The sequence below is a fragment of the Sphingopyxis sp. GW821-FHT02C12 genome, assembly GCF_059421785.1.
Window position 1 is genome coordinate 2560163 of sequence record NZ_JBWKVQ010000001.1, and the last position, 21303, is coordinate 2581465.

Below are 21303 nucleotides of genomic sequence, written 5' to 3' on the forward strand. Positions count from 1 at the left end.
GTAATTTCAGATGATGGTTGCGCCATTGGCTATCGCGACGAAGCCACAACCGGAGAAGGCAAGTATCACCACGCGCCAGATGTTCCGGTTGACGCGACCGATGCCTTTGCATTGTCCGAATAAGCTCACCTGGTGGCCGACGAGCCAAGTTACAGACATGAAGAGCAGCCAATTGCACGCCATAATGGGCCAAATGGGAAATTCCGGGGCCACAAAAGTGCTCACCAGCATGGAGAGGGAGGCGGCGACTGAAAGGATTGCGGCCACGATGACCGCTCTCTGTTTGTCTCGCAACATCTACGCTCTCGCAACAATACCCATTACATGTTTGAATGGAGCAGGAATCCATCGTCCGCAACCGGTCGTTTGCCGTCATCGCCTCCGCTTGGAGTCGCGCGGACGAGAAGGGGTAGAAAGCGGACGTCGCAAATGTATTATCCGTTCGTGTTGTCAGCTCTCGCCCTCTTCGCGGCTTTGACCCAAGTCGCACCCGCCGAACCGCTAGCCGGCGGGCTTAGAGCTGCCATTTGGAATGATCTTCAGCGGAATGCGATGATTGGAAATGGCAACTGGATTGCATCGCTCTGGTATAATGCCGGAAGCACGGCTCCCGAAGCCGCAGATTTGCACATCCAGTCCCTTATTTGTGGTGAGCAGTCCAAGGGTTACCGTTGCTCGTTCGATCTCTTTCGGGATGGAGGAGACAAGTCGGTCTTTAACGAGCGAGCGCCGGACACGCTCGCGTGCGAGGCGTCTTTCGTGCGATCAAAAGACGGCGGCTGGATGGTGAAGCACCTGCCGCCCAAAAAGCGAGTGGGGCACAGCCGGACCACCATGGCGTGTAAATCGACGACCTGACATGAAAGGTCCGAAATTGTGTTGGTTATGCCGTTCCGATCCAATCGACGTCGAACGACGGATATGGGGTGGAGAGAGGACGCCTCCATCATCGTCATCCCGGGCTTGACCCGGGACCCGCCTTTCTTCTTTCGCTGCCAGTTCAAAGACAAGGCAGGCCCCGGGTCAAGCCCGGGATGACGGGAATGGAACGACAGCAACCGGTCGCTGGCGGAGGTCCTCACTGTCTCTATGGCGACCTAGGCTTTGCTGCTACAACCGGCCCGTCGATTGCGGCGGGGCAGGCCCGAGCAGGAGTGCGTCATGGAGTGGGACGAGACGGAAATGCGGCGCCGGGCGCTGTTTGCGGGGGCGGCCGGGATGCTGGCGCTCGCGGTGACGCCATTCGCCATGGCCAAGGCGCCGAACGGCGGTGTGAAGTCGCTGATCGGCAACGCGTCCGACGGGGCGCTCGACAAACTGGCGCAGCCGGGGGCCTTTTACGCCGACAAGGCGGTGCGCATCCTGTTGCCGGGGGCGGGCGGAAAAATGGCGTCGAAGCTGTTCGGCATGGGCGACAAGCTGGGCCTGACGACCAATTTGACCAGAAGCCTGAACGACGCCGGCGGCAAGGCCGCGGGCGAGGCGAAGCCGGTTTTTCGTGCCGCGATCGACGACCTGCGCTGGTCCGACGCACCCGCGCTGGTGACCAAGAAGGATGGCGCGACGCGCTATCTGCAGACCAGCGCCGGGGACGTGCTGTTCACCAAAGTGTCGCCGCTGGTCGGATCGGCGCTGCAGAATGTCGGCGCCTTTCGCCAACTCGACGATTTGTCGAAGGGCAATTCGCTGTTGGCGTCGGCGGGGCTGACGCATGACGGGCTGACCAAGTCGGTGACCGAGCAGGCGCTGAAAGGCATTTTCCAATATATGGCGGGCGAAGAGGCGGCGTTGCGGAAGAATCCGGCGAATTTGTTGAAGGGGATTTTCTGACGTCGGTCGGCGCGCGCGGGGGCTGCCACTCAAGTCTCGTCATTGCGAGGAGCGAAGCGACGCGGCAATCCAGACCGGCGTAAACCGCTCTGGATTGTTTCGCTTCGCTCGCAATGACGAAGCTTATAGGAGCGGCGTTGCGACCGCGGCGGCCGTGCTCACTCGCCGCCGAACCGCGTCGTCAACTGCACCCCGATCACCCGTGGTTCGCCGGCGTAGAGGCTGTTGAAGCCCAGGCTGTTGTCGAACTGCACCGCCGACACCGCATAGCGTTTGCCCGTCAGGTTGGTCGCGAAGATCGCGATCTGGCTGTTCAGGCTCTCGATATCCACCGACGCGCGGGCGCCGAGCAGGCCGTAGGCGGGCTGGCGCAGGCTGTCGCGGTAGATCGCCGAACCGACGAGCTGGGTCGCGCTGCGCCAGGTCCAGTCGACGCTGAGCCTGAGTTCGCCGAAATCGAGCGGCGCCGCGTAGGTGGCGCCGAGGCGGTAGCTGTATTTGGGGAATTGGAAGGGTTCGTTCGAGCGGTCGCCGGTGACGTCGGTGAAGTCGAGATATTTGGCGTCGTTGACCCCGACGCTGCCCGACAGGGTCAGCCCGTCGAGCGGGATCGCGGTGACTTCGAGCTCGCCGCCGCGGATCCGCGCGCGCGCCGCGTTGGTGACCAGGCTGACGATCGCGCCGCCGGGCGAGGCTTGGACGATCGTGCGCTGGATGTCGCTGTAATTGGCCTGGAAGATCGCGGCGTTGATGCGCAGCCGCCGGTCGAACAGGTCGGCCTTTGTCCCGACTTCATAGTCGGTGACGGTTTCGGGGGCGAAGGCCGCGAAGCTGTCGGCGCTGCCGGTGCCGCGCAGATTCTGGCCGCCACCCTTGAAGCTACGCGCGGTGCGGGCATAGACCAAGAGGCCCGGCCGCAGCGTCCAGTCGACGCTGGCGAGATAGCTGTAATCCGAAAAGCCGTCCTTGAAGACCGCCTGACAGGTGCCGCCGAGTTGCAGCGCCGGCGGGATGTTGCACACCGCGCCGCCCGACGAGCGGTTGAACGAGCGCAATTCCTTGCTTTCCTCGGTCCAGCGCAGCCCGCCGGTGAAGCGCAAGGCATCGGTCAGGTCATAGTTGAACTGGCCGAACACCGCCCAGCTGCTGTTCTTGACGAAGCCGTCGGTGATGTTCGGATTGGTCGCGTTGATCGTGCCGAGCGCGGTGGCACGCGAGAAGTCGCGGCCGGTTTCCTCGTTGAAATAGGCGCCGACGATCCAGTCGAGGCTTTGGCCGACAGTGCCACTGAACTGGAATTCCTGGCTGAGATTTTTCGCGCGGCTGGAAAGGCTCGCCTCGAGCAGCGGGAAGGGCGAGCTGTCGAGGTCGACGTCGAGCCAGCGTTTCAGCCAGCGCGCCGCCGAGATCGAGCGGAAGGACAAATTTGGCGTCAGCTCGACCGCCAGGTTCGAGCTGACGCCATAGGTGCGCGCATAAATGCCCTGCGCGCCCGTTGCATCATTGTCGTAAAATCCGCGCCGGTCGACGAGACCGGCGAAAAGCGTGCGGGCCTGCGCCAGCGCGGCGCCGATCGCGGGGCCGTTGGCGACCGGATCGGCGAGCAGCGCCGGGTTGAGGATGCCCTGGCTGATCGCGATGTCGATCAGCGCCGGGGCGGGGTTGGGGGTGCCTGCGGCGGGGCTGGGGAAGGGGCTGACGAAGGCGAGCTTGCTGACCGGGCCGTCGCCCTTGGTGCGGGTGTAATCGGCCGAGATCGCCCAGCTGACCGCATCGTTGGGGGTGAACAGCGTGTTGGCGCGAAAGGCGAGCTGCTCGCGCCCGCCGATGCCTTGGTTCAGGCCGTTGACCCCGAGCGACCCGTTGTCGAGCCAGCGGCCGACGAGGCGCACACCCAGCTTGTCGGTGACGACGGGCAGGTTGAACACCGCGCCGATATCGTAGCGGTCGTGGGTCGCGCCGCTCGCCTGGACATAGCCGCCGACGCCCGACAGGTCGGGCTGGCGCGTCGTGATGTTGATCGCGCCGCCGGTGGTGTTCTTGCCAAACAACGTGCCCTGCGGCCCGCGCAGCACCTCGACGCGTTCGGTGTCGAACAGCGCGGTTTCGAGGTTCGACGAGCGGATGTAGTTCACCCCGTCGACATAGACGCCGATCGGCGATTCGATGGTCAGGATCGAATCCTGCTGCGACTGGCCGCGGATCGTCAGGAGGACGCCGGTCGGGTCGGCACTCGACGTCTGGACGAAGAAGTTCGGGGTTTGCTTGGCGATGTCGGCGATGCCCTCGACATTGGCGTCGGTCAGTTGCTGCGCACCAAAGGCGGTGATCGCGATCGGAATCGTCTGCGCGACCTCACTGGTGCGGCGCGCGGTGACGACGATATCCTCGATGCCGCCCTGCGTCGTCTCCGCGTCGGCAGGGGCGGGGGCGGGCGCTTCCTGTGCCGCGGCGCCGGTGGCGATCGCGATGCTGGCGCTGGTCAGCAGCAAAAACAGTCCGTGCGTCATTCTCATTTTTCTCTCCCTCCATCGCGCGCCACCGGCTGGAGCCGGTCTGTTCGTCCGCGAGACATTGAGGCCCACTTATCACACTAAGTGAGATAGATGCAACATTTTGCCTCATAGGGTGGGATATGCTAGCCAGCGCGTCTCAACGATGGAGGGAAAGATCGCGAGTCTCGGCCAAAATCTGCGCCCCGCGAGCGGCGATGCGGCGCGCGCGGCGGTGCTCGACGCGACCGCCGAGGTGGTGTCGCGCATCGGTTTTCACGACACGACGATCGATCATGTCGTGCGCGAATCGGGAGTGTCGCGGGCAACGCTCTATCGCTGGTTCGGCAACCGCGACGGATTGCTGCTCGCCTTGCTCCGGCATCTGGCGGGGCCGTATCTGGAACAGGGGGCGAAGATCGCGGTCGGGCTGGGGCCGATCGAGGACCGGCTGGAGCAGGTGATCGCGGGCGGGATCGAAAGCATCTGCAACACCCCGTGGATCCACAAGGTCGCGCAGGACGGGCTGCTCCACGACGATTTCTCGATCTTCCTCGCGGCGCACAAGTCGATCACCGGGGCGCTGGTGCGGTCGATGTTCGACGGCGCGATCGCCTCGGGCGGCTGGGCGCCGCCCGACGATCTCGACCGGTTGATCGAATGGCTGCTCCACCAGATGCTCGTGCTCGGTGCCGAGGATTATGACGATCCGCTGGAAATCCGGCGCCGCGTCGCCATCTATGTGATGCCGGTGCTGAACCTGCCAGCGCCGCCGGGCAGCGCTGGCGGCGATATCGCCGCGCGGCTGGAGCGGATCGAACGCAAGATCGACGGGCTCGATCGCTGAGGTTCCTGTCGCCGCCGCGTTGACAAAACAGGGCCCCGATCCTATATCGCCGTCACACCCCATCGTCCGAGATAGAGCCTGACTTTGCGCGGCAGGCTGTACGGATAGGTCGGCGGGGATTTCGACAGGCGTTTGAAAGCTGCGGTAAACCGGCGACGGTTGCCTGCGGCTTTTTTCGCGTCGATGCGCCCACGAGTTATTTTATCAAGGCGAGACAATCACTTATGGCGACCAAGGCGAAGTCGGTGGGCAAGGCCCTCGAAGCAACCGCAAGCAAGCGAATCCGTAAGCTGTTCGGCAACATCCACGAAGCGGTGGAAATGCCCAACCTCATCGAGGTGCAGCGCGAATCCTATGAGCAGTTCCTGCGCTCGGATCCGTCGACGGGTTATGTTTCGGGCCTCGAAAAGACGCTGCGCAGCGTTTTTCCGATCCGCGATTTCGCCGGCACCGCCGAGCTCGACTTCGTCCACTACGAACTCGAAGCGCCGAAATACGACGTCGACGAATGCCGCCAGCGCGGCATCACCTATGCGGCGCCGATGAAGGTCACGCTGCGCCTGATCGTCTTTGAAGTCGACAGCGAAACCGACACCCGTTCGGTCCTCGATATCAAGGAGCAGGACGTCTACATGGGCGACATGCCGCTCATGACCGAGAACGGCACCTTCTTCGTCAACGGCACCGAGCGCGTCATCGTGTCGCAGATGCACCGTTCGCCGGGTGTGCTGTTCGATCACGACCGCGGCAAGACCCACTCGTCGGGCAAGTTCCTGTTCGCCGCGCGCGTGATCCCGTATCGCGGGTCGTGGCTCGACTTCGAATTCGACGCCAAGGACATCGTCAACGTCCGTATCGACCGCAAGCGCAAGCTTCCGGTCACCAGCCTGCTCTATGCGCTGGGCATGACGGGCGAGGAAATCCTCAACGACTTCTATGACCGCCTCGTCTTCGAGCGCGCCGAAAATGGCTGGCGCGTGCCGTTCATGGTCGAAAACTGGCGCGGGTCGAAGCCCGCGTTCGACGTCGTCGACGCCAAGACCGGCGAAGTCGTCTTTGCCGCCGGCCACAAGATCAGCCCGCGCCTCGCCAACAAGGCGGCGAAGGATGGTCTCGACACGCTGCTGATCCCGACCGAGGAAATCTTCGGCCGTTACTCGGCTTATGACCTGATCAACGAAGCCACCGGCGAGATCTACATCGAAGCCGGCGACGAAGTGTCGGCCGAGAATCTCGAGAAGATCGACGGCGCGGGCATCGACAAGCTCGTCCTGCTCGACATCGACCACAACAACACCGGCCCCTGGATCCGCAACACGCTGAAGGTCGACAAGGCCGAGGACCGCGACCAGGCGCTTTCGGACATCTATCGCGTGATGCGCCCCGGCGAACCGCCGACGCGCGAAACCGCGGAAGCGCTGTTCGGCGGCCTGTTCTTCGACGCCGAGCGTTACGACCTGTCGGCCGTCGGCCGCGTCAAGCTCAACATGCGCCTCGGCCTCGACGCCGAGGACACGGTGACGACGCTGCGCAGCGAGGACATCCTCGCCGTGGTCAAGGAACTGGTGAACCTGAAGGACGGCAAGGGCGAAATCGACGATATCGATAACCTCGGTAACCGTCGTGTCCGCTCGGTCGGCGAACTGCTCGAGAACCAGTATCGCGTCGGCCTGCTCCGCATGGAGCGCGCGGTGAAGGAACGCATGAGTTCGGTCGACGTATCGACCGTGATGCCGAACGACCTGATCAACGCGAAGCCCGCGGTTGCCGCGGTGCGTGAATTCTTCGGTTCGTCGCAGCTTTCGCAGTTCATGGACCAGACCAACCCCCTGTCCGAAGTGACGCACAAGCGTCGCGTTTCGGCGCTCGGGCCGGGCGGTCTGACGCGCGAGCGCGCGGGCTTCGAAGTCCGCGACGTTCACCCGACGCACTATGGCCGCATCTGCCCGATCGAAACGCCGGAAGGCCCGAACATCGGTCTGATCAACAGCCTCGCGACCTTCGCGCGCGTCAACAAATATGGCTTCATCGAAACCCCCTATCGCAAGATCATCGACGGCAAGGTCACGACCGACGTCGTCTATCTGTCGGCGATGGAAGAGCAGAAGCACACCGTCGCGCAGGCGAACGCCGATCTCCATGAGGACGGGAGCTTTGTCGAGGACCTGATCTCGGCACGCGAAGCGGGCGAATTCCTGATGGCGCCCAAGGCGCAGATCACGCTGATGGACGTGTCGCCGAAGCAGCTCGTTTCGGTCGCGGCATCGCTCATTCCGTTCCTGGAAAACGATGACGCCAACCGCGCGCTGATGGGATCGAACATGCAGCGCCAGGCCGTGCCGCTGATCCGGGCCGAAGCGCCCGTCGTCGGCACCGGCATGGAAGAAACCGTTGCCCGCGATTCGGGCGCGGCCATCGCGGCCCGCCGCGGCGGCATCATCGACCAGGTCGACGCGACGCGTATCGTCATCCGTGCGACCGATATGGTCGAGCCCGGCAAGTCGGGCGTCGACATCTATCGCCTGCAGAAGTTCCAGCGTTCGAACCAGAACACCTGCATCAACCAGCGTCCGCTGGTGAAGGTCGGTGAAGTGGTCAAGACCGGCGACATCATCGCCGACGGTCCGTCGACCGAACTGGGCGAACTGGCTCTGGGCAAGAATGTGCTCGTCGCGTTCATGCCGTGGAACGGCTATAACTATGAGGATAGTATCCTCATCAGCGAACGCATCGTGAAGGACGACGTCTTCACCTCGATCCACATCGAGGAATTCGAAGTCACCGCGCGCGACACGCGCCTTGGCCCTGAAGACATCACGCGCGACATCCCGAACGTCGGCGAGGAAGCGCTGCGCAACCTCGACGAAGCGGGTATCGTCTATATTGGTGCCGAAGTCGGCCCGGGCGACATTCTGGCCGGCAAGATCACCCCTAAGGGTGAATCGCCGATGACGCCGGAAGAAAAGCTGCTGCGCGCGATCTTCGGTGAAAAGGCCAGCGACGTGCGCGACACCTCGCTCCGCCTGCCGCCGGGCGTGTCGGGTACGGTCGTCGAAGTCCGCGTCTTCAACCGCCATGGCATCGACAAGGACGAGCGCGCGATCGCGATCGAGCGCGAGGAAATCGAGCGCCTGAAGCAGGACGCCGACGACGAGCGCGCGATCCTCAACCGTGCGACCTTCTCGAGCCTGAAGGACCTGCTGATCGGTCAGACGACCAGCGCGGTACCGAAGGGCCTGAAGAAGGGCGATGTGGTCACCGAGGACATGCTGGTCGAACTCGACCGCGGCGATTGGTGGAAGCTGGCGGTCGTCGAAGACAATGCCCAGACCGCCCTCGAAGCGATCAAGGCGCAGTATGACGACGCGATCAAGCGGATCAGCGCGAAGTACGAAGATCGCGTCGAAAAGCTGCAGCGCGGCGACGAACTCGCCCCGGGCGTGCTCAAGATGGTCAAGGTCTTCGTCGCGGTGAAGCGCAAGCTGCAGTCGGGCGACAAGATGGCCGGCCGTCACGGCAACAAGGGCATCATCAGCCGCATCCTGCCGATCGAGGACATGCCGTTCCTCGAAGATGGCACGCACGTCGACTTCGTGCTCAACCCGCTGGGCGTGCCGTCGCGCATGAACGTCGGGCAGATCCTGGAGACGCACCTCGGCTGGGCATCGCGCGGCTTTGGTCGCCGGATCACCGCGGCGCTCGAAGATTGGCGCATGGCGAACCCCGACCCCGAGGCGGGCGCTCCGCCCGAGGCGGTGCGCGAAGCGCTTCTGCAGGCCTATGGCGATGAATATGCGGACGAAATCAAGGCGCGTAGCGCCGATGAGGTCGTCGAGCTTGCCGGCAATCTTTCGGTGGGTGTGCCTTTTGCAACCCCGGTGTTCGACGGCGCGCGCGAAGGCGATGTGTCCGAGATGCTGGAACGCGCCGGTCTGGACCGGTCGGGTCAGGTCGATCTGTACGACGGCCGCACCGGCGACCGCTTCGACCGCAAGGTGACGGTGGGATATATGTATATCCTGAAGCTCCATCACCTGGTCGACGACAAGATCCACGCGCGTTCGATCGGGCCCTACTCGCTTGTTACCCAGCAGCCGCTGGGCGGTAAGGCGCAGTTCGGTGGCCAGCGCTTCGGGGAAATGGAAGTGTGGGCGCTCCAGGCTTATGGCGCCGCCTACACGCTCCAGGAAATGCTGACGGTGAAGTCCGATGACGTGATCGGCCGCACCAAGGTTTACGAAGCGATCGTCAAGGGCGACGACACCTTCGAGGCCGGCATTCCCGAAAGCTTCAACGTGCTCGTCAAGGAAATGCGCTCGCTGGGTCTCAACGTCGAACTGTCTTCCTATGCGGAGACCGATCCCGACGAAGGCCCCGACGCCCTTCCCGAAGCCGCCGAATAAGATCTTTTCCTCGCCCCTCCCGCACCAAGCGGGAGGGGAAGAGTGGAGCTAGAATATGAACCAGCTTACCAACTTCATGAACCCGGTCGCGAAGCCGGAAACCTTCGACATGATCAAGATCGGCATTGCGAGCCCCGAGCGGATCCGTTCGTGGTCGTTCGGCGAGATCAAGAAGCCCGAAACCATCAACTACCGCACGTTCAAGCCCGAGCGTGACGGCCTGTTCTGCGCGCGCATCTTTGGCCCGATCAAGGATTATGAGTGCCTGTGCGGCAAGTACAAGCGCATGAAATACAAGGGCATCGTCTGCGAAAAATGCGGTGTCGAAGTCACGGTGACCAAGGTCCGCCGCGAGCGCATGGGCCATATCGAGCTCGCCGCGCCGGTCGCGCACATCTGGTTCCTGAAGTCGCTGCCATCGCGCATCGGCCTGCTGCTCGACATGCAGCTCAAGCAGCTCGAGCGCGTCCTGTACTTCGAAGCCTATATCGTCCTCGAACCCGGCCTGACGCCGCTGGAAAAGTTCCAGCTGCTGACCGAGGACGAACTGCTCGACGCGCAGGATGAATATGGCGAAGACGCGTTCAGCGCCGGCATCGGCGCCGAGGCGATCCGCGTCCTGCTCGAGAATCTCGATCTCGAACAGGAACGCGCCGACCTGATGGAAGATCTGGCGACGACCAAGTCGGAGCTGAAGCCCAAGAAGATCATCAAGCGCCTGAAGGTCGTCGAAAGCTTCATCGATTCGGGCAATCGCCCCGAATGGATGATCCTCGAAGTCGTTCCCGTGATCCCGCCCGAACTGCGCCCGCTGGTGCCGCTCGACGGTGGTCGCTTCGCGACGTCGGATCTCAACGACCTGTATCGCCGCGTCATCAACCGCAACAATCGCCTGAAGCGCCTGATGGAGCTGCGCGCGCCGGACATCATCGTCCGCAACGAAAAGCGCATGCTGCAGGAAGCCGTCGACGCGCTGTTCGACAACGGCCGCCGCGGTCGCACGATCACCGGCGCCAACAAGCGTCCGCTGAAGTCGCTGTCCGACATGCTCAAGGGCAAGCAGGGCCGCTTCCGTCAGAACCTGCTCGGCAAGCGCGTCGACTATTCGGGCCGCTCGGTCATCGTGACCGGTCCCGAACTCAAGCTGCACCAGTGCGGCCTGCCCAAGAAGATGGCGCTCGAGCTGTTCAAGCCGTTCATCTACGCGCGCCTCGACGCCAAGGGTCTCTCGATGACCCTGAAGCAGGCGAAGAAGTGGGTCGAAAAGGAACGCAAGGAAGTCTGGGACATCCTCGACGAAGTCATTCGCGAGCACCCGGTCCTGCTGAACCGCGCCCCGACGCTTCACCGCCTCGGCATTCAGGCGTTCGAGCCTGTGCTGATCGAGGGCAAGGCGATCCAGCTTCACCCGCTGGTCTGCGCCGCGTTCAACGCCGACTTCGACGGTGACCAGATGGCCGTCCACGTACCGCTCTCGCTGGAAGCCCAGCTGGAAGCGCGCGTGCTGATGATGTCGACCAACAACATCCTGAGCCCCGCGAACGGCAAGCCGATCATCGTTCCGTCGCAGGACATGGTGCTGGGTCTCTATTATCTGTCGATGGAACGCGCGGGCGAACCCGGCGAAGGCATGCTGCTCGCCGACATGGCCGAAGTGCATCAGGCGCTGTTCACCGGTGCCGTGACGCTCCACACCAAGGTCATCAGCCGCGTCCCGCAGACCGACGAGAAGGGCAATGAATATCTGCGCCGCTTCGAGACGACCCCGGGCCGCATGCTGATCGGCGAATGCCTGCCGAAGTCGCACACCGTGCCCTTCGACGTCGTCAACCGCCTTCTGACCAAGAAGGAAATCGGCGACGTGATCGATCAGGTCTATCGTCACACCGGCCAGAAAGAGACCGTGTTGTTCGCCGACGCCATCATGGCGCTGGGCTTCCGCAACGCGTTCAAGGCCGGCATCTCCTTCGGCAAGGATGACATGATCATCCCGGCGTCGAAGGAAGGCATGGTCGACGAAACCCGCGCGTTGGTGAAGGATTTCGAGCAGCAGTATCAGGACGGCCTGATCACGCAGCAGGAAAAGTACAACAAGGCGATCGACGCCTGGTCGCAGTGCGGCGACAAGGTCGCGAACGCGATGATGGACGAAATCCGCGCCGAACCGAAGGATCCGAAAACGGGTCGTCTGGCCCCGATCAACTCCATCTATATGATGGCGCACTCGGGTGCTCGTGGTTCGCAGGCGCAGATGAAACAGCTCGCCGGCATGCGCGGCCTGATGGCCAAGCCGTCGGGTGAGATCATCGAAACCCCGATCATCTCGAACTTCAAGGAAGGCCTGACCGTCCTTGAATATTTCAACTCGACCCACGGCGCCCGTAAGGGCCTCGCGGATACGGCGCTTAAGACGGCGAACTCGGGTTATTTGACCCGCCGTCTGGTCGACGTGTCGCAGGATTGCGTTGTCATCGAGGAAGATTGCGGCACCGAACGCGGCATGGAAATGCGCGCGATCATCCAGGGCGGTTCGACGATCGCCTCGCTGGGCGAGCGCATCCTGGGCCGTACCACGTTGGAAGATGTGCTCGACAAGGACGGCAATGTGCTGGCGCCCGTCGGCACCCTGCTCGACGAGCCGACGACGCAGCGGATCGAAGACGCCGAAGTCCAGTCGGTGAAGATCCGTTCGCCGCTGGTCTGCGAAGCGACGCTGGGCGTTTGCGGCAAATGCTATGGCCGTGACCTCGCGCGCGGGACCCCGGTGAACATCGGTGAAGCGGTCGGCGTCATCGCCGCCCAGTCGATCGGTGAACCCGGCACCCAGCTGACCATGCGTACCTTCCACATCGGTGGCGCGGCGCAGGTCAACGAGCAGTCGAACGCCGAATCGATCTCGGACGGCACGATCGAATATCGCGACATGCCGACGATCGTCGACCAGCGTGGCCGCCGCCTGGCGCTGGCGCGTTCGGGCGAGGTCGCGGTGATCGACAGCGAAGGCCGCGAGCGCGCGTCGCACAAGCTGCCCTATGGTGCGCACATCCTGCTCAAGGATGGCGACAAGGTGAAGAAGGGCGAGCGGATTGCCGAATGGGATCCGTTCACCATGCCGCTGATCACCGAAAAGCAGGGCGTCGTGAAGTATCAGGATCTGGAAGATACCAAGACCCTGATCGAACAGGTCGACGAAGCGACGGGCATCGCCCAGCGCGTCGTGATCGAATATCGCTCGGCGGGTCGTTCGAAGAAGGAAGACCTCCAGCCGCGCCTGACCCTGCTCGACGACCAGTCGGGCGAGGCTGCGCGCTACCTGCTGGCGGTCGGCACGATGCTGTCGGTCGAGGACGGCCAGGAAGTGCAGGCGGGCGACGTGCTGGCGCGTGTCAGCCGCGAGGCGTCGAAGACGCGCGACATCACCGGCGGTCTGCCGCGTGTTGCCGAGCTGTTCGAAGCGCGCATTCCGAAGGACAACAGCGTCATCGCGAAGATCAGCGGTCGCATTGAATTCGTCAAGGATTACAAGGCGAAGCGCAAGATCGCGATCGTTCCGGAAGAAGGCGATCCGATCGAGTATCTGATCCCCAAGTCGAAGGTCCTCGAAGTGCAGGAAGGCGACCAGGTCAAGCGCGGCGATGCGCTGATCAGCGGTTCGCCGAACCCGCACGACATCCTCGACGTCATGGGTGTCGAGGCACTGGCCGAATATCTCGTCGCCGAAATCCAGGAAGTCTATCGACTGCAGGGCGTGAAGATCAACGACAAGCACATCGAGGTGATCGTTCGCCAGATGCTGCAAAAGGTCGAGATCACCGAAGGCGGCGACACCACGTTGCTGCCGGGCGAGCAGCTCGATTATCTGGAGATGATGGAATATAATGCCAAGCTGCCGAAGAATGGCCGCAAGGCTGAAGGTCGCCCGGTCCTGCTGGGTATCACCAAGGCGTCGCTGCAGACCCGCAGCTTCGTTTCGGCGGCATCGTTCCAGGAAACGACCCGCGTGCTGACCGAAGCGTCGGTGCAGGGCAAGGTCGACTCGCTGATCGGGCTTAAGGAAAATGTCATCGTCGGCCGCCTCATCCCGGCGGGTACCGGCGCTGCCATGAACCGCGTCCGCGTGACGGCCTCGTCGAAGGATGCCGCGCTGCGCGCCGCGATGCGCGCCGCGAACCAGGTAGACCTGATCGCACCGGCGACCGCCGCCGCAGAGCATGCCGCCGAACTGGCGCAGGGCCCCGAGGCCGCGATCGGCGACGATCCGCTGGGCAAGGTGCAGGGCGAGGACTTCACCACCGACGATGTCGCGGTGATCGACCGTCCCGAAGGTGAGGGCGAGGAGTAAGCTCCTCGGCCACACGGCTTGCGACAAGAAACAAGGACTCGCCGGGAAACCGGCGGGTCCTTTTTCGTTCATGGCCGGGCAGGCCATTGCCTGATACGCCGTCCACGGAACGCACGTCTGCGGCGAAGGAGGGTATCATGAGTATCGGCAGGATCGGACTTGCGGCGGCGGTTCTCGCGCTGGCGGCGGGCGGCGGTGGCGTCGCCGCGCAGGACAACAGCAATATCCAGGGCGAGGTGGTGGTCACCGCGCAGCGCGCCTCGGCGGGCTATCTTGCCGATGTGCAGCCGGTGGTGGGCCTGCGCCGCACCGCCGACAGCGCGATCCAGCGGGTGCAATTCACCTCGGACTCGCGCGAGGAGGATGTCCGCAAGCGTGAGATCCACGCGATGCTGGAGGCCGCGATCCGCCGCGCCGAGAGTGCCGGCGTCGAACTGGTTACCGGCGATTTCGAACTGACCAAGGTCACGCTGACAAACTACAAAGGCCTGGTCTTCCAGCGCGGCGGACGGCCCGACACCAGCGAGATCGGGCTGTTCGTCAAGGCGGGACTCGCGGGTTCGGTCGGCAGCGCGCAGGAGCGGATCGACACTTTTGTCAAAGGCGTGCCCGCGAACGGTCGTGCGCTGATCGAGAAGCGTGGCGGCATCACGCTGACGATCAAGAATCCCGACCAGTATCGGACCGAGATCGTCAGGCTGGTCGCGGCCGAGGGGCTGAAGACCGCGGCGGCCTTCGGTCCCGACTATGGCGTCGAGGTTACCGGGCTCAACGAGCAGCTTGCCTGGGCGCAGGCCAGCCCGACCGAGGTGTTCCTGTACCTGCCGTATAATTTCTCGATCCGACCCAAATGAAAAAGGCCCGCCGGGGGATAGACCGGCGAGCCTTTGATCTGTGGGAATGTGCGGGCCGGTGCGACTGCGCCTGAAAGGCGGCCGGCCCGGTGCCGGCTCTACGGCGCGAGGATCGCGACGGTGACGTACAGCAGCAGTGGCAGGCCGAAGCCCAGCAAAGTCAGCGCGACAAAGGCGACGCGCGTCCACAAGACGTCGAAGCCGAAGCGGTCGGCCATGCCGGCGCAGACGCCGAAGACCATCCCATCGCGACGATTCTTGCGAAAACCCTGTGTCATTTCTTTCCTTTCCATCCCGGCCATCGGGCCGGCGTTTTTCGGTGGCGGCGGGTCAGTTGGTCAAGCGACCAACTGACCGACATGTGCACCCGTCTGACCGACGGCGACCATGAAGAGCATCGCGGAGCAATAGACCGAAGCGAAAGCGGCGACGGCGTAGCTGCGAAGCGAGTCTGCGTTGAAATGGGCCATGATTTTGTCCTTCCTTTTTTCATCCCGCCGGACCTTCCGGCAGATGCCAAGGGTAATGCAGGAGCCGTGCCAATTTCATTCATTGTCGGTTAACTGCGGTTTTTCGGATTTTGATCGATTGTTTCAACGGGAAAAATCCTGTCTAGCGGGATTAATTCCCAATGAATGGAAATTTCTAACATGGGTTAGTGGGGCTATCCCCCTCCCGCTTGCGGGAGGGGTTAGGGGAGGGCATGTTTCTTACGCAGTGTTCAAAAGACAAACCCTCCCCCGACCCCTCCCGCAAGCGGGAGGGGGGAAACAGGGCGTTCCTTCGCCGCGCCAAATCCCCTAGGACGACGGCTCAATGACACTCGCCCGCCTCTCGCTCACCGATTTTCGCAATCATGCCGCGGCGGAAATGGCGGCCGGGCCTGGCCTTGTCGCGCTGCACGGCGACAATGGCGCGGGCAAGACCAATATCCTGGAGGCCGTCTCGCTGCTCGCGCCGGGGCGCGGGCTGCGGCGCGCGGCGCTGTCCGACATGGTGCGCGACGGTGCCAGCGGGGGCTTCGCGGTCTTCGCCGAGGTGCAGGCGGGCGACGATCTGGCGCCGGTCGCGCTGGGTACCGGGATCGAGCCCGCGCACCCCGGTCGGCGGATCGTGCGGGTCAACGGCGCGGCTGCGGCGGCGACGGCGCTCGGCGACTGGCTCGCGGTGCTGTGGCTGACCCCGGCGATGGACCGGCTGTTCGTCGAGACCGCGGGCAACCGGCGGCGCTTCCTCGACCGGCTGGTCCTCGCCCTCGACCCGCGCCACGCGCAGCACGGCAATCGCTATGAGGCGGCGCTGCGCGCGCGCGGCAAATTGCTCGCCGACTTCGCGGGCGCCGACCTGCAATGGCTGACCAGCCTCGAGGCGCAACTCGCCGACCATGGCGCGGCGATGGACGCGGCGCGGCAGAGGACACTCGCGGGGTTGTCGGTCGAACTGGCGCAGCAACCCGACGCGCCCTTCGCGCGCCCGCTGCTGACGCTGGTCGACAGCGAGGGCGCACAGCGCGGGGCGCCATGGACGGCGGACGCGCTGAGGGCGTTGTTCGCCGGACGGCGGCGTATCGACGCGGCAGCGGGCCGCGCGACCGCCGGGCCGCATCGCGACGACCTGATGGCGGTCCACGCCGCGACGGGGCGCAGCGCGGCGCGCTGCTCGACCGGCGAGCAAAAGGCGATGCTACTCTCGCTCGTCCTCGCGCACAGCGATTGCGTCGCGCGCGCGCGCAGCCAGCGCCCGGTGTTGCTGCTCGACGAAGTCGCCGCGCACCTCGACCCGATGCGCCGCGCGGCGCTCTACGAGCGGCTGGTGGGGCAGGGTGGACAGGCCTGGCTGACCGGCACCGAGGCGGCGCTGTTCGCGGAGATGCCGGGGCCGGTGACGCGCTTCCGCATCGCGGGCGGACGGATTGGGGCGGGATAAGTAACGCGATATCAAGGCTTGCCGTATAGCTGTGCCGTCAGAGGGGGCATGGCCATGGACAGTCGCGACAATCTGACGGGCGGGGGTTTCGGACGGCGGCGCAGCGCGTTGATGGGCGCGTCTGCCGGGGAGCCGGTGACCGAGCGGGCACCACCCTATGCCTTCGAGGCCGACGAACCGGCCAACCGCATTTCGGCGTTGCGCCTTGCTGCTATCATATTGGGCGGGTTGCTGACGCTGCTGTGCATCGAGGCGCTGTTTTCGGGGACCTCGCTGATCACGCCGATCAACGGGACCTTCCTCAACGCGATGCGGCTGATCGGCTTTGTCCTCGGCATACCCTTTGCGCTGTTCGTCATCACGCGGCCGCACGAGCCGATGGGGATCGCCAAGAAGATATTGATCGTGCTGTTTCTCCCGTTCCTCACGGGCTTTGTCGGTGGGGAAGCCGCCTGGCGGATCAGCGACTGGACCGAGTTCGGCTTTTCCTCCGCCGCCTGGGAGCCCGCCAGCTATCCGATCAAATATGCGAGCCATGGCCGCAAGGGACGGCGCGATTCGTTCGAGATCGACCCGTATCAGGCCGGCGAAAGCACCGATATCGCGGTGCCGTCGGCGCAGTTCGACGCGATCTGGCCGAACCACAGCGATTATTGCATCACGGTGATGCAGCGCAAGTCGGCGTCGGGCGCGATCGAGATCGTCAACGACGGCGTGTTCACGCTGCGCGAACCCGCGCCCGCGGTGCTGACGCCATGTGGCGGGGGCGGTGGGGTTGCGTCCGGCGACACGTCGTCGCCGTGGGACAAGAAATAGGCGCTATCAGCCCTTCGGCTTGACCGTCACCCAGACGCTGACCGGGGCGACGAATTTGCCCGGCGCGGGCTTGCCGACGTCGATGCGCTCGGCGGTGACCAGTTCGCCGGTTTCGAGCGTGAAGCTGGCCCATGGTTTCGGCATGCGGCCAAAGCTCATCTTCTGGATCGGCTGGCCGGTGGCGGTGTTCATGATTGTTGCGGTGATACCCATGGCGCGCGGGTAGCGGCAGGGTCGCGATTCTGTCCAGCGGGAAGCGTCCTTTGGTCGGCTTTCGACCAATTTCAGCAGCTCAGCGGACCATTTTCCGTCCCCCGGTCCTGACCCTCCGCCATCGAACGCTAATCGCGACGGGTCTGATGGGGCAAATTATGACGGATCGGTCGGTGGAAAGCGCAATGTGGCAGCGATCTGTTCTTCGGCCGTGGTTGCCTCCGCGATGAGCAGGCGTAGTGCCTTTGCGGTGTCCTCCAGAAGTCCGGCACCAAGAGGCCGCTCGCCGTTGATAAAACGGCGGATGGCCCGCTCGTCGATGCCAAGACGCCGCGAGAAAGCCGTGGTGCCACCAAATAGTTGGACGCAATAAGCGAAGTGCTCGCGTCGCTCGTCCATTGAAAATGGCGCGGCCATTGTTTTCCCTTTTCCTTCGCTGTCGGCAGTCGCCTCCGGGTCCGAGGCATGAACGATAATGTGCTTCAGTGTCAAAGCCATTGACCCATGCTGGTCGCAAGGGTTGGCCGCCGCGAGCGATTTCATTGCCTCGCTTTCCGGCCCGACATCTGCCTCCGCATCGTTTCGTCCAAAACCGGTTGGTTCGGATTCCACCGCTTGTCCGTCGTTCGACGCCGATTGGATCGGAACGGCATAAATCGAGCGGTTGCTGTCGCTCCATTCCCGTCACCCCGGGCTTGACCCGGGGCCTGCCTTGTCTTTGAACCGGCAGCGAAAGAAGAAATGCGGGTCCCGGGTCAAGCCCGGGATGACGGTGACATAGGCGTCCGCTTCCCACCCCCAAGCGGTCGAAACCGATCAGAGAATCTCGTGCACCTTGTCCATCGGTCGGCACAGCCGAACCCCCTTATCGGTCTCGACGAAGGGGCGTTCGACATAGGCCGGGCTCGCCGCCATCGCGGCGATGATCGCGTCTTCGCTCCAGTCGGCCATGCCGCGCTCGGCGGCGTCGGTGCCGCGCAGGCGGAGGGCGTCGCGGGCGCTGATGTTCGCGGCTTCGAACAGCTGGCGCAGCTTGTCGGCTTCATAGGGCGTCTTGAGATATTCGACGACGGTGAGGTCGACGCCGGGCGTCTCTTGCAGAATCGCGAGCGTCTTGCGCGAGGTGCCGCAGGCGGGGTTGTGCCAGATGGTTGCTTTCATGGCACCGGCTCTATCGCGGCGGGGGTTGCCGTGTAAACCCGCCGTTCATGGCGATTATGCCACAACTGGCGGCATGAAGAACGCATTGCCGCTTGCCATCGCAGGCGAAGCTGCGGCTAATACCCGGACGAGGGATCGCCAGAGGCGGCAGACGGGGTTGGGTTGCACGTGACAAAAATGATCGATCGCCGATCGATGCTGGCCGCGGTGGCGGGCGCAGGCGCTTTCGCCGCGACCGCGCTGCGCGCGCAGACGATGCCGGGCTGGATTCAGCAGCCGGTGTCGTCGCAGCCACCGGTTGACTATCTCGCCGTCGCGAAACGCCAGTTGGCGACGCAGGGCCGCAATATTTCGCAAACCGACCGTGTCGGAATCGTCGATTTCGGCCTGCCGTCGTCGCGCGCGCGCTTCGCGCTGGTCGATATGGTCGCGGGCAAGGTCGACATGTTTCCGGTCACCCATGGTCGCGGCTCCGACCCGCAGCACGACGGCTGGCTCAAGAGCTTTTCGAACCGCGTGGGGTCGCTCGCGACCTCGCGCGGGGCATATCGGACCAGCGATTATTATTGGGGCAGCAACGGGTCGTCGATGCGCCTCGCGGGACTCGAGCCCGACAACAACAATGCCGATCAGCGCGCAATCGTCGTCCATGGCGCCTGGTATGCCGAACCGTCGCTGATCGCGACGCAGGGCAAGCTGGGGCGCAGCGAGGGCTGTTTCGTGTTCGGTGAGGAATTGCTCCCGATGATCCTCTACAAGCTGGGTCCGGGGCGGTTGCTGTTCGCCGACAAGCTGAGCCTGCCGCCGCCGGCGCCGGTGCCGTTCGAACTGCCGGGACCGCCCGCGCCGGGCACAGAGAATATGGTGCGCGCGAGCGCCCGGCAGGGCGTTTTTCCCACCAAGGCGGATTGAGCCGAAAATCCTCCCTGTCGCGCAGCGATGGGGAGGGGGACCACTTGCGAAGCAAGCGGTGGAGGGGCTTCGGCCTCGCGCCAGCCTTTGACGGCGTCGGCCCCTCCGTCAGCGCTTCGCGCTGCCACCTTCCCACGCCTTCGGCGCAGGGAGGATCGAATCAATTCCCGCCGCTGACCTTCGCCGGCGCAGACGCTACCGTCGGCACCACCGTCGGCGCGATCATGATCGCGGCGGGGCGGCCGGGCTGGGCGAAGCTCGCCACCACCGGCGCGTCGCGGCCATAGATGTCGGTGAGTTTCTTCACCCCGCCCTTGTCGCCCGGGATCACCGTCCAATAGGCGACATAGACGGGGAAGGGCTGGTCGAAGCCGAAGCGTGTCGTTTCGCCGCTGGCGATGGCGGCGCCAAATTCCTCGGGACTTTTGCCCGCGAACATCACAGTCATCAGGCCCGAGAAGTGCAGCGCGCGTTCGGTGCGGATGCAGCCATGGCTGAAGGCGCGGGTCGCCGAGGCGAAGGCGCCCTTCGACGGCGTGTCGTGCAGATAGATGGCGTGCGGGTTGAGCATTTCGAGCTTCATCACGCCGAGCGCATTGCCCGGCCCGGCCTTTTGCACCACCGACAGCGTCTTGCCGCTGCCCGTCCAGGTATAGCCCTGCGCGCGCGCCGAGGCGGGATTGTTGGCGATCGTCGCGCCGATGCCTTCGTTGATGATGCTACGCGGCAGCGTCCAGGTCGGGTTGACGATGATCCCGGTCGCCATCGGGTTGAGCTGGGGCGTCGCGGTGCTGGCCTTGCCGACAACGGCCTTGTGCGTTGCGATGATCGTGCCGTCATGGATGACGCGGGTCAGATATTCGGGGACGTTGCTGACGATGTAGCGCTGGCCGAGGTCGCGCGGCATCCAGCGCCAGCGCTCCATATTGACGCGGATCGCATTGGCGTCGGCGGGCTTGGCCGTCGCGAGCGACGCCTTGAGCGCCGCGAAATCGGGATGGACGGGGTCGAGACCGGCAAGCGTCTCGGCGATCGACCCGGCGAGCAACGCCGAGGTCAGCATCGACACCAGCGGCATATGGTCGGCGTCGTCGTCGACCATGAACCACTGCTTGCGCGCGGCATTGGGGGTGCGGCCGTCGCGCAGGTGGGTGGCAAGCAGCAGGAAGCTGTCGGTCGCGGTGCGGTCGAGCCGCGCCTGGTCGTCGCTGACGATCGCGGCGGCAAGGCCTTCGGGGTTGTAATCCTTGGTGAACAGCCCCTCGGCCCCGATGCCCTCGATGCTGCGCAGCAGGGCTTCGGCATTGGCCTTCGACCAACTCGGCAGATTGGCTTCGGCGGCGCTTTCGACCTTCGGCGCGTCGTCGGTGACCTTGTCCGGCTGGACGACGACCGAATCTTCCTTGACCCCCTGCGCAGAGGCCGGGGTGGCAAGGAGTGTCAGCGAGACAAGAAGCGGGGCGGCGAGGGGGGAGATTTTGACCATGGTCAAGGCCCATAGCCAAAA

At 64.2% G+C, this 21303-nt stretch carries 17 protein-coding genes; 9 read left to right on the forward strand and 8 right to left on the reverse strand.

The features are described 5' to 3' along the window. Positions 1-6 precede the first annotated feature (6 nt). Positions 7-267 carry a hypothetical protein gene (locus tag AC07U1_RS12280; protein ID WP_492739042.1) on the reverse strand — a complete coding sequence of 87 codons (261 nt, stop codon included), beginning with the start codon at positions 265-267 and terminating at the stop codon, positions 7-9. A 162-nt stretch (positions 268-429) separates the two neighbouring features. Here AC07U1_RS12280 and AC07U1_RS12285 point away from each other — a divergent pair, with 162 nt between their 5' ends. Further along, on the forward strand, positions 430-858 hold the full coding sequence (locus tag AC07U1_RS12285; RefSeq protein ID WP_495176317.1) for a hypothetical protein: 429 nt from the start codon (positions 430-432) through the stop codon (positions 856-858). A gap of 303 nt (positions 859-1161) precedes the next feature. Beyond that, positions 1162-1830, forward strand: a complete 669-nt coding sequence (locus tag AC07U1_RS12290; RefSeq protein ID WP_262407984.1) for a DUF4197 domain-containing protein — start codon at positions 1162-1164, stop codon at positions 1828-1830. 158 nt (positions 1831-1988) lie between these two features. Here the strand turns inward: AC07U1_RS12290 and AC07U1_RS12295 are convergent, their stop codons facing one another. Continuing rightward, a complete protein-coding gene (locus AC07U1_RS12295) occupies positions 1989-4346 on the reverse strand; it encodes a TonB-dependent receptor (RefSeq protein ID WP_495176316.1) in 2358 nt (785 codons plus the stop codon). Between the two features lie 142 nt (positions 4347-4488). On the opposite strand from AC07U1_RS12295, the gene AC07U1_RS12300 reads away from it, so the two are divergent. The 4 genes from AC07U1_RS12300 to AC07U1_RS12315 all read left to right on the forward strand — a co-directional run bounded on the left by AC07U1_RS12300 (position 4489) and on the right by AC07U1_RS12315 (position 14768). Continuing rightward, positions 4489-5169, forward strand: coding sequence for a TetR/AcrR family transcriptional regulator (locus AC07U1_RS12300; protein ID WP_492739040.1), 681 nt, complete (start codon positions 4489-4491; stop codon positions 5167-5169). A gap of 224 nt (positions 5170-5393) precedes the next feature. Further along, entirely contained in the window at positions 5394-9572 is a 4179-nt protein-coding gene (gene rpoB / locus AC07U1_RS12305) for a DNA-directed RNA polymerase subunit beta (RefSeq protein ID WP_056348324.1), read from the forward strand. 55 nt (positions 9573-9627) lie between these two features. Beyond that, on the forward strand, positions 9628-13914 hold the full coding sequence (gene rpoC, locus AC07U1_RS12310) for a DNA-directed RNA polymerase subunit beta' (protein ID WP_187138896.1): 4287 nt from the start codon (positions 9628-9630) through the stop codon (positions 13912-13914). A gap of 137 nt (positions 13915-14051) precedes the next feature. Further along, positions 14052-14768 carry a TonB-dependent receptor gene (locus AC07U1_RS12315; RefSeq protein WP_495176315.1) on the forward strand — a complete coding sequence of 239 codons (717 nt, stop codon included), beginning with the start codon at positions 14052-14054 and terminating at the stop codon, positions 14766-14768. 98 nt (positions 14769-14866) lie between these two features. On the opposite strand, the gene AC07U1_RS12320 is transcribed toward AC07U1_RS12315, so the two are convergent. Together AC07U1_RS12320 and AC07U1_RS12325 are read right to left on the reverse strand one after the other, a co-directional pair. Next, the gene (locus AC07U1_RS12320; RefSeq protein ID WP_056348315.1) at positions 14867-15046 is read right to left on the reverse strand and encodes a PspC domain-containing protein; all 180 of its coding nucleotides are present in this window, start codon (positions 15044-15046) and stop codon (positions 14867-14869) included. Positions 15047-15106: 60 nt separating this feature from the next. Then, positions 15107-15238, reverse strand: a complete 132-nt coding sequence (locus AC07U1_RS12325) for a hypothetical protein (protein WP_262407985.1) — start codon at positions 15236-15238, stop codon at positions 15107-15109. A gap of 346 nt (positions 15239-15584) precedes the next feature. Between AC07U1_RS12325 and recF the strand changes: the two genes are divergently transcribed. Both recF and AC07U1_RS12335 read left to right on the forward strand, forming a co-directional pair. After that, positions 15585-16694, forward strand: coding sequence for a DNA replication/repair protein RecF (gene recF / locus AC07U1_RS12330; RefSeq protein ID WP_495176314.1), 1110 nt, complete (start codon positions 15585-15587; stop codon positions 16692-16694). Positions 16695-16742: 48 nt separating this feature from the next. Further along, complete coding sequence (locus AC07U1_RS12335; RefSeq protein WP_495197707.1) at positions 16743-17510, forward strand: hypothetical protein; 768 nt, start codon at positions 16743-16745, stop codon at positions 17508-17510. 6 nt (positions 17511-17516) lie between these two features. Here the strand turns inward: AC07U1_RS12335 and AC07U1_RS12340 are convergent, their stop codons facing one another. The 3 genes from AC07U1_RS12340 to AC07U1_RS12350 form a co-directional block, all read right to left on the reverse strand. Continuing rightward, a complete protein-coding gene (locus tag AC07U1_RS12340) occupies positions 17517-17723 on the reverse strand; it encodes a hypothetical protein (protein ID WP_082545055.1) in 207 nt (68 codons plus the stop codon). Positions 17724-17879: 156 nt separating this feature from the next. Continuing rightward, positions 17880-18335 carry a helix-turn-helix domain-containing protein gene (locus tag AC07U1_RS12345; protein WP_495176312.1) on the reverse strand — a complete coding sequence of 152 codons (456 nt, stop codon included), beginning with the start codon at positions 18333-18335 and terminating at the stop codon, positions 17880-17882. A 204-nt stretch (positions 18336-18539) separates the two neighbouring features. Then, positions 18540-18884 carry an arsenate reductase family protein gene (locus AC07U1_RS12350; RefSeq protein ID WP_495176311.1) on the reverse strand — a complete coding sequence of 115 codons (345 nt, stop codon included), beginning with the start codon at positions 18882-18884 and terminating at the stop codon, positions 18540-18542. 177 nt (positions 18885-19061) lie between these two features. On the opposite strand from AC07U1_RS12350, the gene AC07U1_RS12355 reads away from it, so the two are divergent. Next, entirely contained in the window at positions 19062-19796 is a 735-nt protein-coding gene (locus AC07U1_RS12355; RefSeq protein WP_495176310.1) for a murein L,D-transpeptidase catalytic domain family protein, read from the forward strand. 160 nt (positions 19797-19956) lie between these two features. On the opposite strand, the gene AC07U1_RS12360 is transcribed toward AC07U1_RS12355, so the two are convergent. Beyond that, positions 19957-21282 carry a L,D-transpeptidase family protein gene (locus AC07U1_RS12360; RefSeq protein WP_495176309.1) on the reverse strand — a complete coding sequence of 442 codons (1326 nt, stop codon included), beginning with the start codon at positions 21280-21282 and terminating at the stop codon, positions 19957-19959. Between the last annotated feature and the right edge of the window lie 21 nt (positions 21283-21303).

Coding starts and splice junctions, on each gene's coding strand:
- rpoB (WP_056348324.1), top strand. CDS start 5,394: ATGGCGACCAAGGCGAAGTCGGTGGGCAAGGCCCTCGAAGCAACCGCA.
- AC07U1_RS12315 (WP_495176315.1), top strand. CDS start 14,052: ATGAGTATCGGCAGGATCGGACTTGCGGCGGCGGTTCTCGCGCTGGCG.
- AC07U1_RS12360 (WP_495176309.1), bottom strand. CDS start 21,282: ATGGTCAAAATCTCCCCCCTCGCCGCCCCGCTTCTTGTCTCGCTGACA.
- AC07U1_RS12340 (WP_082545055.1), bottom strand. CDS start 17,723: ATGGGTATCACCGCAACAATCATGAACACCGCCACCGGCCAGCCGATC.
- AC07U1_RS12320 (WP_056348315.1), bottom strand. CDS start 15,046: ATGACACAGGGTTTTCGCAAGAATCGTCGCGATGGGATGGTCTTCGGC.
- AC07U1_RS12325 (WP_262407985.1), bottom strand. CDS start 15,238: ATGGCCCATTTCAACGCAGACTCGCTTCGCAGCTACGCCGTCGCCGCT.
- AC07U1_RS12295 (WP_495176316.1), bottom strand. CDS start 4,346: ATGAGAATGACGCACGGACTGTTTTTGCTGCTGACCAGCGCCAGCATC.
- AC07U1_RS12290 (WP_262407984.1), top strand. CDS start 1,162: ATGGAGTGGGACGAGACGGAAATGCGGCGCCGGGCGCTGTTTGCGGGG.
- recF (WP_495176314.1), top strand. CDS start 15,585: ATGACACTCGCCCGCCTCTCGCTCACCGATTTTCGCAATCATGCCGCG.
- AC07U1_RS12350 (WP_495176311.1), bottom strand. CDS start 18,884: ATGAAAGCAACCATCTGGCACAACCCCGCCTGCGGCACCTCGCGCAAG.
- rpoC (WP_187138896.1), top strand. CDS start 9,628: ATGAACCAGCTTACCAACTTCATGAACCCGGTCGCGAAGCCGGAAACC.
- AC07U1_RS12335 (WP_495197707.1), top strand. CDS start 16,743: ATGGCCATGGACAGTCGCGACAATCTGACGGGCGGGGGTTTCGGACGG.
- AC07U1_RS12300 (WP_492739040.1), top strand. CDS start 4,489: ATGGAGGGAAAGATCGCGAGTCTCGGCCAAAATCTGCGCCCCGCGAGC.
- AC07U1_RS12285 (WP_495176317.1), top strand. CDS start 430: ATGTATTATCCGTTCGTGTTGTCAGCTCTCGCCCTCTTCGCGGCTTTG.
- AC07U1_RS12355 (WP_495176310.1), top strand. CDS start 19,062: ATGATCGATCGCCGATCGATGCTGGCCGCGGTGGCGGGCGCAGGCGCT.